Origin of the sequence: Erythrobacter sp. HI0063 (genome assembly GCF_001635685.1) — a bacterium.
Classification (GTDB): domain Bacteria; phylum Pseudomonadota; class Alphaproteobacteria; order Sphingomonadales; family Sphingomonadaceae; genus Qipengyuania.
On record NZ_LWFF01000334.1, the window covers coordinates 1 to 15,084 of the forward strand.

Here is a 15,084-nt window from a genome sequence, read left to right on the forward strand (position 1 = left end):
CCTCTCGCTGTTCTTCCTGGGCGTGGATTCGGCCTTCGGGGCCGTGGTGAGCTGGCTGCTCACTCTCGCCTGAGGCCGCTTTCCGGCCACCGACACAGATATTTTGACAGGGTAATTTTCACGATCATGGCACGCTGGTACATCATCCACGCCTATTCCGGCTTCGAGAACAAGGTCCGCGATTCCATTATCGCCGAGGCCGAGCGGCTGGGCCTGTCCGAAGGCGTCGAAGAGGTCGAAGTGCCGACCGAAACGGTGACCGAAGTCAAGCGCGGCAAGAAGGTCCAGGTCGAACGCAAGTTCATGCCGGGATACGTCCTCGCCAAGCTCAACATGACCGACGATGTCTATCACCTCGTCAAGAACACTCCGAAAGTGACGGGCTTCCTCGGCAACAACAACAAGCCGCAGGCGATTTCCGAGAAGGAAGCCGCGCGCTATTTCGGCGGCGTCGAGGAAGCCAAGGCCGCTCCCAAGAAGCAGGTCGAGGTCGATTACGAGATCGGCGATTCGGTCAAAGTGCTCGACGGGCCGTTCGCGACCTTCAACGGGCTGGTCGAGGAACTCGATTTCGACAAGCAGAAGGTCAAGGTTTCGGTCTCGATCTTCGGACGCGCCACCCCGGTCGAACTCGATTTCGAGCAGGTCGAACTGACCAAATAGACAGCAGCTCTGAAAATCTTGCGTTTTGCGGTCGATCCGCTAAACGCGCGCCCTTCCGCGCCGCCAGGCTCGGAAACCACCGCGGGAGAACGGCTCTGATAGGCCGTTCGTCAGACCGCTTACCATGAGCCGTTCGCCAAGGCGTGCGGCGACAGTGAGAAAGGAGGCCTCTCATGGCCAAGAAGATCGAAGGTTACATCAACCTTCAGGTGCCCGCCGGCACCGCCAACCCCTCCCCGCCGATCGGCCCTGCGCTGGGTCAGCGCGGCGTGAACATCATGGAATTCTGCAAGGCGTTCAACGCCGCCACGCAGGACCTTGAAAAGGGCATGCCGATCCCGACCAAGATCACGGTCTATGCGGATCGCAGCTTCACCTTCATCACGAAGACGCCGCCGGCGAGCTTCCTGCTGAAGCGTGCCGCCAATCTCAAGTCGGGCTCCAAGGAGCCGGGCAAGGTTTCGGCCGGAACCATCAAGGCGAGCGCCGTGCGCGAAATCGCCGAGAGCAAGATGGCGGATCTGAACGCCAACGACATCGATCAGGCGATGAAGATCATCGCCGGCAGCGCCCGTTCCATGGGCCTCGAAGTGGTGGAGGGCTGATCATGCCGAAGCAGACCAAGCGCCAGCAGACGCTCGCCAAGCTCGACAGCGAGAAGCTCTACACTGTCGACGAAGCGCTCAGCACGCTGCGCGAATACAAGTCGAAGTTCGACGAGACCGTCGAAGTCGCCATGAACCTGGGCGTCGATCCGCGCCACGCCGACCAGATGGTCCGCGGCATGGTGTCGCTGCCTTCGGGCACCGGCAAGGACGTGCGCGTCGCCGTGTTCGCGCGTGGCGACAACGCCGAAAAGGCGACTGCCGCCGGAGCCGACAAGGTCGGTGCCGAAGATCTCATGGAAGACATGCAGAACGGCAATCTCGATTACGACCGCGTGATCGCCACGCCCGACATGATGGGTGTGGTCGGCCGTCTGGGTAAGGTGCTCGGCCCCAAGGGCCTGATGCCGAACCCCAAGCTCGGCACCGTGACGCCGAACGTGGAACAGGCCGTGAAGGACGCTAAGGGCGGCCAGGTCGAATTCCGCGTGGAAAAGCAGGGCATCATCCATTCGGGCATCGGCAAGCTGAGCTTCGACGATGCGGCGCTGAAGACCAACTTCAAGGCGCTGACCGATGCGATCGTCAAAGCGAAGCCCTCGGGTGCCAAGGGCAAGTATGTCCGCAAGATCACGCTGACCAGCTCGATGGGTCCCGGCCTCAAGGTCGATCTCGCCGAGGTCGAAGGCGCCTGATCCGGTTCCGCTCCGTTGCGAGCGGTCTAAACATGAAAAAGGGGGCTCCTGCCGATCCGGCGGGGGCCCCTTTTCCTTTGATCGGAACCGCCTTCCCGCGTCAGCCGTTTCTTGGGTAACGAATGGAGAGTTTTTTATGGCCGGGATCTGGAGTTTTGTCGTCATCGCGGGGCCGATCGTTTTGATCGCCGCGATCATTTTTGCCTGGTTGCGCAATCGCAACGCCAGCAAGTCCACCTTGCGCGAAGCCGATCGCGGGGCGGAGCGACTTCAGGAAAAGGTCGAGCGGGATCAAACACCGCTCTGACGGGGTACGGGTCTAGCGGCCCAGGGCGCGCCGGACGAATTCTTCGGCGCGCGAACCCGACAGAATGCGTTTTCCCACCTCGACTGCGCTTTCGAAGGCAGCGTGGCTCGCCAGTGCGGTGATATTGCGCCACTGTGGGGTCAGGAGGACAAAGGTACAGCACGGCAGGCTGTCCGTGCCGAACAGCGCTTTGTGAGCGCCATCGCCTTCGGTGAAATCGAAATGGGTGAAGCGCCGTTCAGCGAATAAATGCTCCAGCGCGCCCATCTGCAGCACCGTTCCCGGCGACAGCTCCGCATGCGCAGGATCATATCCGAGGAAGGCGTAAATCAGCGTCGTCCCTCCGACCGGTAGATAGAGGTAGGCGACTGGCTCTTCTTTCAGGAACAGCAGAAACGCACGGACCGCATCGCGAGCGGCTGCGCCAAGGATTTCGCGTTGCGCTTCCGCATCGTCGGGCAAGGCCGCGTCGAGCAGGCGCGCCTGATAGGTTTTGCGTGCCAGCGGAGTTGCGAGGGCGAGAAATTCCGCGACCTCCTCCTCGCTTCGATACCAGCGCAGGTCCAGCTCGCCGCCATCCGCCTTTTCGAATCGCCGCCGCTTGCGCCGCAAGGTCGAACGGGTCTTGCCCGAAAAATTCGCGAGATAGTCTTCGAAGCCGCCCTGCATTGCGATGAAATGGCGGCGATAATGCTGCACCGCCCCGATGCGATGGCGCGGGAATTGCGCCTGCCAGAATGGGATTTCGCAAGGGGGCGCGGAGAGAACGCGCAGCCCGTCGGCTCCGGGTCCGCCTAAGGCATGCGGGCGCTGGCCGCTCGTCAGATCGCTGAGCGAATAGGCGATATCGGCCAGATGCCGTTCGATGCCGAACAGGCGCCGCGATCCGATCGAGAACGAGAGCGTGACCGGCTTGGAGACCATCGGCTTGCCGAACCCGCTCGCCTCACGCGCCGTAGAACGTGTTCGATACCGCCTGTTCGGCATAGCGCATCCCGGTCGCAAAAGGACCGGAGATGGGCGGTGGCGGCATGGCATCGCGATCGTACAGGCGAAGCGGCGGATCGTCGCGATAGGTCGCGGTCCGCACACCGCGCAGGTTCTTGAGTGTGCGGCAGAGGCCTTCGAAGCGATTGCGGACGATCCTGTTTGCCGACATGCGGCGGCGATTGACCAGCTCGAAACTGTGCGACACCAGAGTGAAGCTTGGCAGAGCGGTCTCGCGCGCATGGACGATGGCGCTGGTCATTTCGCGCAACGACAGGGCGGTGATCTGGGCATGGCGCAGATTGCCGGTGGCATCGCGAATGCAACCGGTCGGCACTTCGATCACACCTTCCATCAGCACCGGCTGGGTCGTTTCCCGGCCAAGCGGAATGTCGCAATGGCCGTTCGAGATGGCGGGCGTGAAGCTGGTATCGAAACCGATGTCGAGTTCGTTCAAAGTGCGCAGAGTGTCGCGATTTGCGCCGTAGTTTCCAGCACGAAAAGCGGAAGGTTTCGGTGCGCCCGCCGCCATCAGCGTCTCGCGAGCCCAGTCGAGAATGCGGCATTGTTCTTCGAAAGGGAAATCCTTGATATTGCGCCCTTCCAGGCCTGCAAAGGGCGTATCGGGCCCCGCATGGGCGAGCCATTCGGTATGGCAGTGCAACTGCACGTCCTGCCCCGCCTCCAGGATCGGAGCGACCACATCCTCGATAGGGGCAGTGCCCCAGACGAGGGCGGGCATCGGATCGACGAAGAAGACGCCGCGTTGCCCGTATTCCTTCAGCAGGGCGAGCTTGTGGGGCAGGCCCAGCGGGCCTTCGGGCGTGATGCCGGCAATCGAGCGCGCGAAATTTTCGGACCGGTCCACCGGACAGGGCCGGTTCGCCAGCGACGAGGAATATTCCGTATCGACCGTGATGTAGACGGCAGTCATGGCCATCATACTATGTCGATATGGTTGCGATTTTGCTTAAACCGCTTCGGAATGGGGCAAAGGCGAAGCTTTCGCCGGTCAGATGCCGCCGGGCGTAAAGTCGTATCCCGCCGCGCTCAGCGCATCGCTGAGCGCGTGGACGCAGGCCGCCAGTTCCGTCTCGTCGGTCGAGCGGGCGACGAAATTCGCGCCCACGCGGCCCTCGCGAAAGAAGGGGTAGCTGCCGATCTGGCAGTTCTCGTGTGCTTTTTCGACCTCGCGCAGGATGTCGGCGACTTCGCTTTCCGCCGTCCAGCAGCCGATCGTTTCCGCCTTCAAGGGCGCGCCGCCTTCGAGCGTCCCGGTCAGCGCGTCGAGCATGCCGGCCGTGATGTGCGGGACGCCCGCCATCAGATGGATGTTCCCGCATTTGATCCCCGGCGCGCCAGACATGCGGTTGGGAATAAGTTCCGATCCTTCGGGAACGCGCGCCATGCGCAGCCGCGCCTCGGTCAGCCCGCCGGGCTTGTCGGCGTAATAACGTTCGAGGATCGCGCGCGCTTCGGGATGGACGATGACGGGCACCCCCAAAGCCTCGGCCACGGCGTCCACGGTGATGTCGTCATGCGTCGGACCGATCCCGCCGGTGGTGAAGAGATAATCGTAACTTTCGCGCAGCGCGTTCACTGCTTCCACGATACGCGGCATCACATCGGCGACGACCCGTACTTCGGACAGTCGAATGCCCTGCACCTGCAGCCAGCTGGCGACCTGGGCGATATTCTTGTCATGCGTGCGCCCGGACAGGATCTCGTCCCCGATCACGAGGAGCCCGGCGGTGTAGATGCGGTCAGAAGTCATGCCCGAAGGCGTAACCGACCGGCTGCGGCTCCGCCAGTCCCTTGCGCGGCCCGTGCGGTCCCGACTTCGGTCAGGATTGGCGGCAGATGCGCTTGCCATGCGAATACGGTTTGGTATCGGCCCGAGCGAAATTCGCATCAGCACGGAATAGACGGATATGGTTCAAGGCGGTTCGAAAGAGGCCGCTCGGCGACAGCGGGCTCGTCGAGAACAGCGGATCAGGAAATGGGCCAAGATCGCGGTGGCCGCCGGGGGCCTGATCGTGGTGATCCTCGCCGTCCTGCTTCTGATGCGATAATTTTTCGGGCGGAGGCGCGCGTTTAACCCGCAGGCTCCAGCCGCCCTTCCTGACTGCTGGCATCCTGCCCATCTGCGCGCCGCAAATCCAGAACCCCGTCCTCGATCGAATCGCTTGCCATGCGCTTCCTGTCGGTGACGTATTCCTGATTGAGCCGCCAGGGATAGGCGACCGCGTTTTTGGGCATCAGGTGCTTGGAACGCTGGATGTATCCACTCGAAAAGTCGAAGATATCGTCTTCCACCAGATCGTGGTCGGCGGGCAGGACGGGTTCGGCGATCGTGGCGCCGGTTGCGCGCATGCGTTCGAGCACCCGGCAGATGAAATCGGCATTGATGTCCGACCGCAGCGTCCAACTGGCGTTGAGATAGCCGAACACCACTGCAAGGTTCGGCAGGTTCGAGAACATGCAGCCCTTGTAATAGAACCGTTCGGCCAGATCGACGGGTTCGCCGTTCTGGCTGATCGCGATCTTGCCGGCCACGGCCAGTTTCAGGCCGGTCGCCGTCACGACGATATCGGCGGGCAGATGGCGATCGTCCTTCAACCTGACGCCGCCCTGTTCGAAGGCGGCGATATGGCCGGTGACGATCTCGGCGCGGCCCTTCTTCATCGCCTCGAACAGATCGTCGTCGGGGATCAGGCACAGGCGCTGATCCCACGGATCGTAGGGCGGGGTGAAGCTGGCGCGGTCGTAATCCGGGCCCAGCGCCTTTTCGATCCGCTTGTGAAGGAACTGCTTCATCTTTTCCGGCTTGGTGCGCGCGCGCTTGAAGCCGAGATGCTGGAGCGTGATATTCTTCCAGCGCGTGACGCGATAGGCCAGCTTTTCGGGCAGCACCTTGCGCAGGAAATTCGCGATCCGGTCCTTCGCCGGGCGGCTGAACATCCAGGTCGGCGTGCGTTGCAGCATGGTGACCTTGGCCGCGCCGCGTGCGCCCTTCGCCATGGACGGCACCAGCGTGACGGCGGTTGCGCCCGACCCGATCACGACCACCTGTTTGCCCGCATAATCGAGATCGTCGGGCCAGAACTGGGAATGCACGACGCGCCCTTCGAAGGCGCCCAGATCGAAGCCCGGATCGTAGGCTTCGTCGTAATCGTAATAGCCCGATCCGAGATAGAGCCAATTGGCGGTCAGACGCTTGCGGTCGCCCTCGGCGGTTTCGACCGTAACGTGCCAGCAAGCATGGGCTTCGCGCCAGTCTGCGGCGAGGACGGTGTGGCCCGTACGGATGTGCTCGCGAATGCCGCGCTCGTCCACGATGCGGTTGAGATAATCGAGGATGGCGGGCCCGTCGGCGATCGTTTTTTCGTGCTTCCACGGTTCGAAATCGAAGCCCAGCGTATGCATGTCGCTATCCGAACGGATGCCGGGATAACGGAACAGATCCCATGTCCCGCCCAGATCGGCGCGCCGTTCGAGAATGGCGTAGCTGTGATGCGGCGCCTTTTCCTCCATATGGGCGGCCATCCCGATGCCGGATATGCCCGCCCCCACGATCAGGACGTCGTAATCGGTCGGAGCGGCGCGGCCTGCCATGTCGGTTTCTCCCAGTGCTGCGAAGGGTCTAACGCTTTGCGCATGGTCGCACCAGCCCGTTGCTCTGTGCAACCGATGCGGATAGCGGAGGCGGCATGCGTCGCACCTCCATCAGCCTCATCGCCCTTTTGGGCGCCGTCTCCCCGCTTGCCGCGCAGGATGGGGGGATGGGCGAGAGCGAGCCGGAAAACGATGACGCGGCTCCCGTGATCGTGGTGACGGGGCAGGGGCTGGAAGATGCGCCCTCCGTCCCGGCCTATGCCACGCGCACCGTCACGCGCGACGAGCTGCTGACCGTCCCATCGGGCCGTATCGAGGAAGCCCTGGGGACGGTGGCAGGCTTCCAGCAATTCCGCCGTTCCGACAGCCGGTCCAGCAATCCGAGCGCGCAGGGTGTCACGCTGCGTTCGCTGGGCGGCAATGCGACCAGCCGGGCGCTGGTGCTGCTCGACGGTGTGCCGATCGCCGATCCGTTCTTCGGGTATATCCCCTTCGGCCAATTGGCGACCGAGCGGATCGGCCGGGTACGCGTGACGCGCGGGGGCGGTGCGGGGCCGTTCGGCGCGGGCGCGCTGGCGGGCACGATCGAGCTGGAGAGCGCGGGCGCGCAAACGCTGCCTCCCTTCGGCGCCAGCCTGCTCGCCAACGATCGCGGGGGGACGGAGGCCAGCGCTCTGCTGGCGCAGCCGCTTGGCGCGGGCTTCGTGACCGCAGGCGTGCGCTGGGATCGCGGGCCGGGCTTCTTCACGACGCCTGCCGAGGATCGGGTTCCTGCCAGTGCCCGCGCGCGATACGACAGCTGGTCGCTGTCCCTGCGCGGCGTCGCGCCGGTGGGCGAATCGCTCGAATTGCAGGCGTCGGCGACTGTGTTCGACGATCAGCGGACCCTGCGCTTCGAAGGCGCCGACAGCAGCGCCAGCGGCGCGGATGCCAGCCTGCGCCTGGTGGGGCGGGGCGCGTGGGAATTCGATGCGCTGGCGTATGTGCAGGCGCGCGACTTCAGCAATGTCGTGATTAGTTCGACGCGTTTCGTGCGCGTGCTCGACCAGAGGGACACGCCCTCGACCGGGCTGGGCGGTAAGCTGGAAGTGCGCCCGCCGCTGGGCGCGGACGATCTGTTGCGGCTGGGCGTGGACTATCGCCGCTCCGAAGGCGAATTGCAGGAAGACGCCTATAGCGCGTTTTCCGGCGCGCTGACCGAGCGGCGGCGGGCGGGCGGATCGACGAGTGATCTGGGGCTGTTCGCCGAATACGATCGGGTGTTCGGCGCACTGGTGCTGACCGGAGGATTGCGCGCCGACCGGACGCGGATCGGCGAAGGGCGCTATGTGGCGCGCAATGCGGGCGGCGCGCTTGTGAACGAGACTCTGGTGCCCGAACGCAGCGACTGGATCGTCTCGTGGCGCGGCGGCGCCGCCTGGGAGGCGAGCGAAACGCTTCGTTTGCGCGCCGCAGCCTATCGCGGCTTGCGCCTACCGACCCTGAACGAATTGCTGCGGCCCTTCGTGGTGTTCCCGGTGGTGACGCAGGCCAATGCCGCGCTCGAGAGCGAGACGCTGGAGGGCTACGAGGCGGGTCTCGACTGGACCCCGCTACCGAATGTCGAATTGGCCCTGACGGCGTTCGACAACCGGGTCGACGGCGCGATCGCGAATGTCACGCTCGCGCGCAATCTGCGCCAGCGGCAGAACCTTCCCGCGATCGAGGCGCAGGGGATCGAGGCCGGTCTGAAGGTCACGCGCGGCGCGCTGCGCTTCGACGGGACGCTGGCCTATACCGATGCGCGCGTGGTGGGCGAAGGCGCTTCGCTGGCGCTCGACGGCAATCGCCCGGCACAGGCGCCGCGCTGGGCAGCGGCGGCGAACGCGATCTGGACTCCCGCACCCGGCTGGCAGGTCGCGGCAAGCCTGCGCCATACCGGCGCGCAGTTCGAAAGCGATCTCGAAACCGATCGCCTGCCGCCTGCGACGACTTTGGGCCTGTTCGCTCAGGCGCCGTTGGGCGGAGGGCTCTCGGCAGTGTTCAGGGCGGAAAACGTCACCGACGAACGGATCGTCACCCGCAATTCGGACGGGAATATCGATCTGGGCGTTCCGCGAACCTTCTGGGCGGGCCTGCGCTTGGGCTTCTGACCCGTTGCGCTAGCGGTGCCGGTGCTTCACAGGGAGCATGTAAAACGCGAAAAATTTGTAATGCGAGGCGGAAAATGGCGGAAAACGGGTTCCTGAAAGTATCGCGCCGCGGCGTGTTGGCGGGCGGGGTCGCTTCGGCGACGGTCGGCCAGGCCTCGATCCTGCGCGCGCAGGACACCGCTCCCGGCAGTGCAGCGAAGGAGGCCAAGGTGCCCGTTCGCCTGACCGTCAACGGCACGCCGCAGGAGCTGGAACTCGATTCCCGCACCACGCTGCTCGACACGCTGCGCGAACATTTGAAGCTCACCGGCAGCAAGAAGGGCTGCGACCACGGCCAATGCGGCGCCTGCACGGTCATGGTCAACGGGACGCGGATCAATTCCTGCCTCAGCCTCGCGGTGCAGCATCAGGGCGACGAGATCACCACGATCGAAGGTCTGGGCAGTCCGGAGGATCTTCATCCAATGCAGGCCGCCTTCGTCGAACATGACGGGTATCAGTGCGGCTATTGCACGCCGGGCCAGATCTGTTCGGCGGTCGCCGTGCTGGAAGAAATCAGGAACGGCGTTCCCAGCCATGTCACCGAGGATCTGACCGGGCGCATGCGCGCCACCGAAATGGAAATGCGCGAACGGATGAGCGGCAATATCTGCCGCTGCGGCGCCTATTCCAACATCGCCGAAGCGATGGCCCAGGTCGCGAAAGGATAAGACGATGCGCAGCTTCACTTACGAACGCGCCGCCAGCCCCGCCGAAGCGGCCAAGGCCGTTGCGACGACTCAGGGGGCGAAATTCATCGCCGGGGGCACCAATCTCATCGACCTGATGAAACTGGAGATTGAAACCCCGACCCATCTGGTCGACGTGCAGGATCTGGGCCTCGACCAGGTCGAGGATACGGAGGACGGCGGCCTTCGGATCGGCACGTTCGTGTCGAACACCGCGCTGTCGGCCCACCCCCGCGTTCGCGAGGATTACGCGGTGCTGACCCGCGCCATTCAGGCGGGCGCATCGGGCCAGCTGAGGAATAAGGCGACGACCGGCGGCAATCTGTTGCAGCGGACGCGTTGCGCCTATTTCTACGATACCAACATGCCCTGCAACAAGCGCAAGCCCGGCGATGGCTGCGCAGCGATCGACGGATTTTCCCGCCAATTGGGCGTGATCGGCACGTCCGACAGCTGCATCGCTACCTATCCCGGCGACATGGCGGTCGCCATGCGCGCGCTCGACGCGGTGGTGGAGACAGTGAAGCCCGACGGGACCGCGCGGGCCATTCCGGCGGCGGATTTCCATCGCCTGTGGGGCGACACGCCGCATATCGAAACCGCGCTCGAACCGGGTGAGATCATCACCCATGTGCGCCTGCCCGCGCCGGTCGGCGGGCAGCATTTCTACCACAAGGTCCGCGATCGGCGCAGCTATGCCTATGCGCTGGTTTCCGTTGCGGCGGTGATCCAGCCGGACGGGACGGGTAGGGTCGCCTTCGGCGGCGTGGCGCCCAAGCCCTGGCGCAGCGAAGCGGCCGACGCGCAATTGCCCAATGGGGCGGCCGCCGTCGTGCGCACCGCCTTCGCCGATGCGCGCCCGACCGAACAGAACGCATTCAAGATACCGCTCGCCGAGCGGACCCTGGCGGGCATTCTCGCCGACGCGCAAACCGGCACGAGGAGCTAGACCCATGGAATTCAACGCTCCCGCAGGTGAGAACCTGTTCGACCGCTCCAAGATCGTCGGCAAGTCGACGCCCCGCATCGATGGCCCGCTCAAGGTCTCGGGCCGCGCGCCCTATGCCGCCGAACGGCACGATGTCGCCGCGAACCAAGCCTATGGCTGGATCGTCGGCGCAGGCATCGCCAAGGGCCGGATTCGCTCGATGGATCTCGACGATGCCCGCCGCGCGCCCGGCGTGATCGCGATCGTCGCCGCGACCGAGCACGAGCCGGTAGCGAGCAGCGATTTCAACTATGCTCCCCTGTTCGGCGGGCGCGAAGTCTCGCATTACCATCAGGCGATCGCAGTCGTCGTAGCCGAAACCTTCGAACAGGCCCGTGCCGCCGCCGGCCTCATCCGCACCAGCTATGCCAATGGCGATGGCAGCTTCGACCTTGCGAAGGTCGCGCCTGGTGCGCCGCTGGCGAGCGATCGCCCGTCGGACAGCGCCGAGATCGGCGATTTCGAAAGCGCCTTCGCCGCCGCGCCGGTCAAGCTGGACGAGCGCTACACCACGCCCGACGAGGCGCATGCCATGATGGAGCCTTTCGCCACCATCGCGGCGTGGGACGGCCCGAAGCTGACCGTGTGGACCTCCAACCAGATGATCGAATGGAGCCGCCAGGCGCTGGGCTCGATCCTGAAAATGGATGCCGACAATATCCGCGTCGATTCGCCTTATATCGGCGGCGGCTTCGGCGGGAAGCTGTTCGTGCGGTCCGACGCGGTGATGGCCGCGCTGGGCGCGAAGGCGGCGAAGCGTCCGGTCAAGATCGCGATGCAGCGGCCGCTGATGTTCAACAATGCCACCCACCGCCATGCGACTAGGCAGCGCCTGCGTATCGGGGCGGAGCGGGACGGCCGGATCGTCGCCATCGGACACGAGAACTGGTCCGGCAACATCACAGGGGAAGCGGGCGAGAATGCGACCCTGCAGACGCCAAAGCTCTATGCGGGGGCCAATCGCCTGATCGCGAACCATGTCGCGCAGCTGGACCTGCCCGAAGGCAACGCCATGCGCGCGCCGGGCGAATTGCCGGGGCATCTGGCGCTCGAAGTGGCGATGGACGAACTGGCCGAGAAGCTGGGCATGGACCCGGTCGAACTGCGGATCGTCAACGATGCGCAGGGTATGGTGCCGGGAGAGCCCGACACCAAGATTTCGGACCGCAATCTGACCCGCTGCCTGCGCGAAGGCGCGGAGCGCTTCGGCTGGTCGAAGCGACCGGCCCGCCCGGCAAGTGCGCGACAGGGGCGCTGGCTGACGGGCATGGGCGTTGCCGCAGGATACCGTGCGGCACCGACGATGAAATCGGGCGCACGGGTCCGCATGACCGATCGCGGCCAATTGATCGTCGAGACCGACATGACCGATATCGGCACCGGCAGTTACACGATCCTGGCCCAGACCGCGGCGGAGACGATGGGCCTGCCGCTGAGCACGGTGCGCGTCGAACTGGGCGATTCAGGCTATCCCGTATCCGCCGGTTCCGGCGGCCAGTGGGGTGCGGCGAGTTCGACGGCGGGCGTCTATGCCGCCTGCGTCGCACTGCGCCGCATGATCGGAGAAAAGCTCGGCTTCGATGCGGATGCGGCGACGTTCGATGGCGGGCAGGCTACGCTCGACGGCGAAAGCTGGGCGATCGGAGATGCCGGCGCGCTGACGGCGGAGGATTCGATGACCTTCGGCGAGTTCAAGAAGGACTACGATGTCGGCACCTATGCGGGCCACTTCGCCGAAGTGAAGGTCGATGCCTATACGGGCGAAACCTACATCACCCGGATGCTGGCGGTGTGCGATGCCGGTCGCATTCTCAATCCGCTATCGGCCCGCAGCCAGGTGATCGGCGGCATGGTGATGGCGGCAGGCGCGGCGCTGACCGAAGACCTCCATGTCGACAAGCGCTTCGGCTTCTTCGCCAATCATGATCTCGCCGGATACGAAGTGCCGGTGCACGCCGACATTCCGCATCAGGAATGCGTGTTCCTCGACACGCTCGATCCGGTCTCGACGCCTCTTAAGGCGAAGGGCGTGGGCGAGCTGGGGATTTGCGGGCCGGGTGCGGCGGTGGCGAATGCGATCTACAACGCCACCGGTATCCGCGTGCGCGACTATCCGCTGACGCTCGACAAATATCTCGACCGCCTGCCCGCTATCGCCTGAACATGACGGACGAGCCGGATAGGGAGGGGCCAGTCGCAGGCCCCGGCTGGCTCGTGTCCGGGCTGGAAGACGATATCCGCCCGCACATGTTCGCCGCTGCCGACCGGGGCGAGCCCTTCGCGCTGGCGACTATCGTGGCTGCCGATGGCGGCCCGCGGCCGGTTGGCGCGCAGATGGCGGTGACCGAAACGCAGGCCTGGGGTTTCCTGTCGGGAGGCTGCATCGAAGACGACGTGGCGCTGAACGCGCGCGAGACCATCGCGGACGGAAAGCTGCGCCGCCTGATCTATGGCGAGGGCAGCCCCTTTGTCGATATCCGCCTGCCCTGCGGCGGGCGGATCGAAGTGGCGATCGAGAGAGTTGAGGCGGGCGACGTGGCCTTGGCCGAGCTGAAACGCTTCACGCGCGAGCGCCGTCCTGCCGTCTGGGCGAGCGACGGGACAAAGCGGAGCTGCCAGCCAGTCGATGACGCGCCCGCCGATGCGCCCATTCGCAAGCACTACGATCCAGTGCAGCGCCTCGTCGTGATCGGCTCCGATCCTTTCGCGCTGGCGATCGGCGGGATGGGGCGGACCGTGGGCTGGGAAGTCAGGCTGCTGAGCCCGTTCGGCCCGTCCGATCACGCTCCGTTCGATCTCGCCTGCGACCGGCGCGCTCTCGACGAAGCGCTGGACGATATCGATCTGGACCGCTGGACGGCGGTCGCCGTGGCGACGCACGATCTTGATCTGGACGAGCGCGCTCTTATCCCGGCCTTGCAGTCCGACGCGGGCTATGTCGGCGTGCTCGGATCGCGGCGCAAGCTTGCCGAGCGGTTCCAACGCCTCGCTGCGGCGGGCCTCACGCAAGCGCAGATCGACCGGCTGCGCGCCCCCATCGGCCTTGCGATCCCGGCGCGCTCGCCTTGGGAGGTGGCGATCTCGGTCGTCGCCGAAGTGATCGCTTCTCGTGGCGACTGAGACGCTGGCGGGCTGCCACGCCCTCGTTCTCGCGGCGGGCGCGGGCACGCGCTTCGACGGGGCGAAATTGCTGGCGGATTTTCGCGGCGAGGCGCTGGTGCGCCACGCGGTCCGTGCGATGCTCGCCAGCCGGGTCGAGTGCGTGACGGTCGTACTCGGAGCGCGGGGAGATGAGGTGGCCGCTGCGCTCGCCGACCTCGCATCACCGCGCCTCGTCACGGTCGAATGTCCGGACTGGCAGGAGGGACTTTCCGCCTCGCTGCGATGCGGGATCGCAGCGCTTCCGTCCGATTGCCGCGCCGTTGCAGTCGCTCTGGGCGATATGCCCCTGATCGATCCCGGCCTTGCGGACACTGCCTTGGGCTATGTCCTCACCGGCGCGCCAGCCGTCCTGCCGCAATACAGAAATCGGCCCGCGCATCCGGTTGCGCTGTCTCGGACGGTGTTCGACCGCCTGAGACGCCTGTCCGGCGATCGCGGTGCGCGGGCGGCTCTGAAGCGGCTTCCCGGTATCGTGCATTTGGAAACCGACGATCCCGGATCGGCCCGCGATATCGATACGCGGGCCGATCTGGCACGGTTGGGCTAGAATGAACAGGCAGTCCCTTCGGGCAGCGCAACCCGCTCCACGCTGGCGAGCGAGAAGGTCAGCGGCGCTTCGGTGCTGATCGTCAGCGAGTCACCTGCATCGGCAAGGCAGGCGGGCGTCAGCAGCATTTCGCGCCAGCCCTTGCCCGCCGCCAGCGTCAGGCCGGTGGTGAGATCGGTCGTGGCGCTGCCGCTGGAGGCGCTGACCGGCCCCGAAGGCGCAGCTTCGAGCGAATAGGAAATCCGGAACGATCCGGTGTCTTCGCCCTCGAGCGTCAGCGCCGATCCCGCCGCCATGGCGATCCGGCGCGCATCTTCCTGGCGATCCTTGTCGAGTCCGACAGCAGTAACTCCGCCGCCGGTCCCGCGCAGGTTCGGCAGATCGGTTCCGCCTGCCGTCGCGACGATCCCGTTGGCGAGACGGCCATTGCCGTACCATTCGGCAGCCGCACCGCCGCCAAGGAAGGCGCAGGTCTCGTCGAGTTCGGGGAGTGGTGCGGTATTGGTGAGAGCACGCCCGTAGCCCAAGGGGAAGAGCGCGCCGTCCGCCGAATTGAGCGGCTTGCCGTCGCAGCCCGCGGGCCAGCTAAAGGACAACTTGCCGGTGGCAGCGCGCGCGCCGAACAGAATATCGGCCACGCCCGCGCCTTCGCTGC

14 protein-coding genes and 1 pseudogene are annotated in these 15,084 nt (G+C 65.3%); 10 read left to right on the forward strand and 5 right to left on the reverse strand.

What is annotated here, in order from left to right:
* Positions 1-126: 126 nt before the first annotated feature.
* The 4 genes from nusG (at position 127) to A3736_RS17200 (ending at position 2,270) form a co-directional block, all read left to right on the forward strand.
* Entirely contained in the window at positions 127-663 is a 537-nt protein-coding gene (gene nusG / locus A3736_RS14525) for a transcription termination/antitermination protein NusG (protein WP_067684443.1), read from the forward strand.
* A 173-nt stretch (positions 664-836) separates the two neighbouring features.
* The gene (rplK, locus tag A3736_RS14530) at positions 837-1,268 is read left to right on the forward strand and encodes a 50S ribosomal protein L11 (RefSeq protein WP_067684445.1); all 432 of its coding nucleotides are present in this window, start codon (positions 837-839) and stop codon (positions 1,266-1,268) included.
* Positions 1,269-1,270: 2 nt separating this feature from the next.
* Positions 1,271-1,963 (forward strand): 50S ribosomal protein L1, encoded by a 693-nt coding sequence (gene rplA / locus A3736_RS14535; protein ID WP_067684447.1) that lies wholly within the window; start codon positions 1,271-1,273, stop codon positions 1,961-1,963.
* A gap of 136 nt (positions 1,964-2,099) precedes the next feature.
* Positions 2,100-2,270, forward strand: a complete 171-nt coding sequence (locus A3736_RS17200; RefSeq protein ID WP_156502151.1) for a hypothetical protein — start codon at positions 2,100-2,102, stop codon at positions 2,268-2,270.
* Between the two features lie 12 nt (positions 2,271-2,282).
* Here A3736_RS17200 and A3736_RS14540 read toward each other — a convergent pair whose 3' ends face one another.
* The 4 genes from A3736_RS14540 to A3736_RS14555 all read right to left on the reverse strand — a co-directional run bounded on the left by A3736_RS14540 (position 2,283) and on the right by A3736_RS14555 (position 6,872).
* Complete coding sequence (locus tag A3736_RS14540) at positions 2,283-3,194, reverse strand: GNAT family N-acetyltransferase (protein WP_067684449.1); 912 nt, start codon at positions 3,192-3,194, stop codon at positions 2,283-2,285.
* 22 nt (positions 3,195-3,216) lie between these two features.
* Positions 3,217-4,197, reverse strand: a complete 981-nt coding sequence (locus A3736_RS14545) for a hypothetical protein (protein ID WP_233999404.1) — start codon at positions 4,195-4,197, stop codon at positions 3,217-3,219.
* A 72-nt stretch (positions 4,198-4,269) separates the two neighbouring features.
* On the reverse strand, positions 4,270-5,031 hold the full coding sequence (locus A3736_RS14550; RefSeq protein WP_067684451.1) for a molybdopterin-binding protein: 762 nt from the start codon (positions 5,029-5,031) through the stop codon (positions 4,270-4,272).
* A gap of 320 nt (positions 5,032-5,351) precedes the next feature.
* Positions 5,352-6,872, reverse strand: a complete 1,521-nt coding sequence (locus A3736_RS14555) for an NAD(P)/FAD-dependent oxidoreductase (protein ID WP_067684453.1) — start codon at positions 6,870-6,872, stop codon at positions 5,352-5,354.
* A 95-nt stretch (positions 6,873-6,967) separates the two neighbouring features.
* Between A3736_RS14555 and A3736_RS14560 the strand changes: the two genes are divergently transcribed.
* The 6 genes from A3736_RS14560 to A3736_RS14585 all read left to right on the forward strand — a co-directional run bounded on the left by A3736_RS14560 (position 6,968) and on the right by A3736_RS14585 (position 14,429).
* Positions 6,968-9,004 carry a TonB-dependent receptor gene (locus A3736_RS14560; protein WP_067684455.1) on the forward strand — a complete coding sequence of 679 codons (2,037 nt, stop codon included), beginning with the start codon at positions 6,968-6,970 and terminating at the stop codon, positions 9,002-9,004.
* Positions 9,005-9,078: 74 nt separating this feature from the next.
* A complete protein-coding gene (paoA, locus tag A3736_RS14565; RefSeq protein WP_067684457.1) occupies positions 9,079-9,714 on the forward strand; it encodes an aldehyde dehydrogenase iron-sulfur subunit PaoA in 636 nt (211 codons plus the stop codon).
* Between the two features lie 4 nt (positions 9,715-9,718).
* Positions 9,719-10,681 carry a xanthine dehydrogenase family protein subunit M gene (locus A3736_RS14570; RefSeq protein ID WP_067684459.1) on the forward strand — a complete coding sequence of 321 codons (963 nt, stop codon included), beginning with the start codon at positions 9,719-9,721 and terminating at the stop codon, positions 10,679-10,681.
* Between the two features lie 4 nt (positions 10,682-10,685).
* A complete protein-coding gene (paoC, locus tag A3736_RS14575; protein ID WP_067684461.1) occupies positions 10,686-12,881 on the forward strand; it encodes an aldehyde oxidoreductase molybdenum-binding subunit PaoC in 2,196 nt (731 codons plus the stop codon).
* A 2-nt stretch (positions 12,882-12,883) separates the two neighbouring features.
* The gene (locus A3736_RS14580; RefSeq protein WP_067684463.1) at positions 12,884-13,840 is read left to right on the forward strand and encodes an XdhC family protein; all 957 of its coding nucleotides are present in this window, start codon (positions 12,884-12,886) and stop codon (positions 13,838-13,840) included.
* Complete coding sequence (locus A3736_RS14585) at positions 13,830-14,429, forward strand: NTP transferase domain-containing protein (RefSeq protein WP_067684465.1); 600 nt, start codon at positions 13,830-13,832, stop codon at positions 14,427-14,429. Before A3736_RS14580 ends, A3736_RS14585 begins: the two co-directional genes overlap by 11 nt.
* Here A3736_RS14585 and A3736_RS14590 read toward each other — a convergent pair.
* A pseudogene (locus tag A3736_RS14590) lies at positions 14,426-15,084 on the reverse strand (glycoside hydrolase family 3 protein); the annotation flags it as partial. The gene A3736_RS14585 and the pseudogene A3736_RS14590 overlap by 4 nt on opposite strands.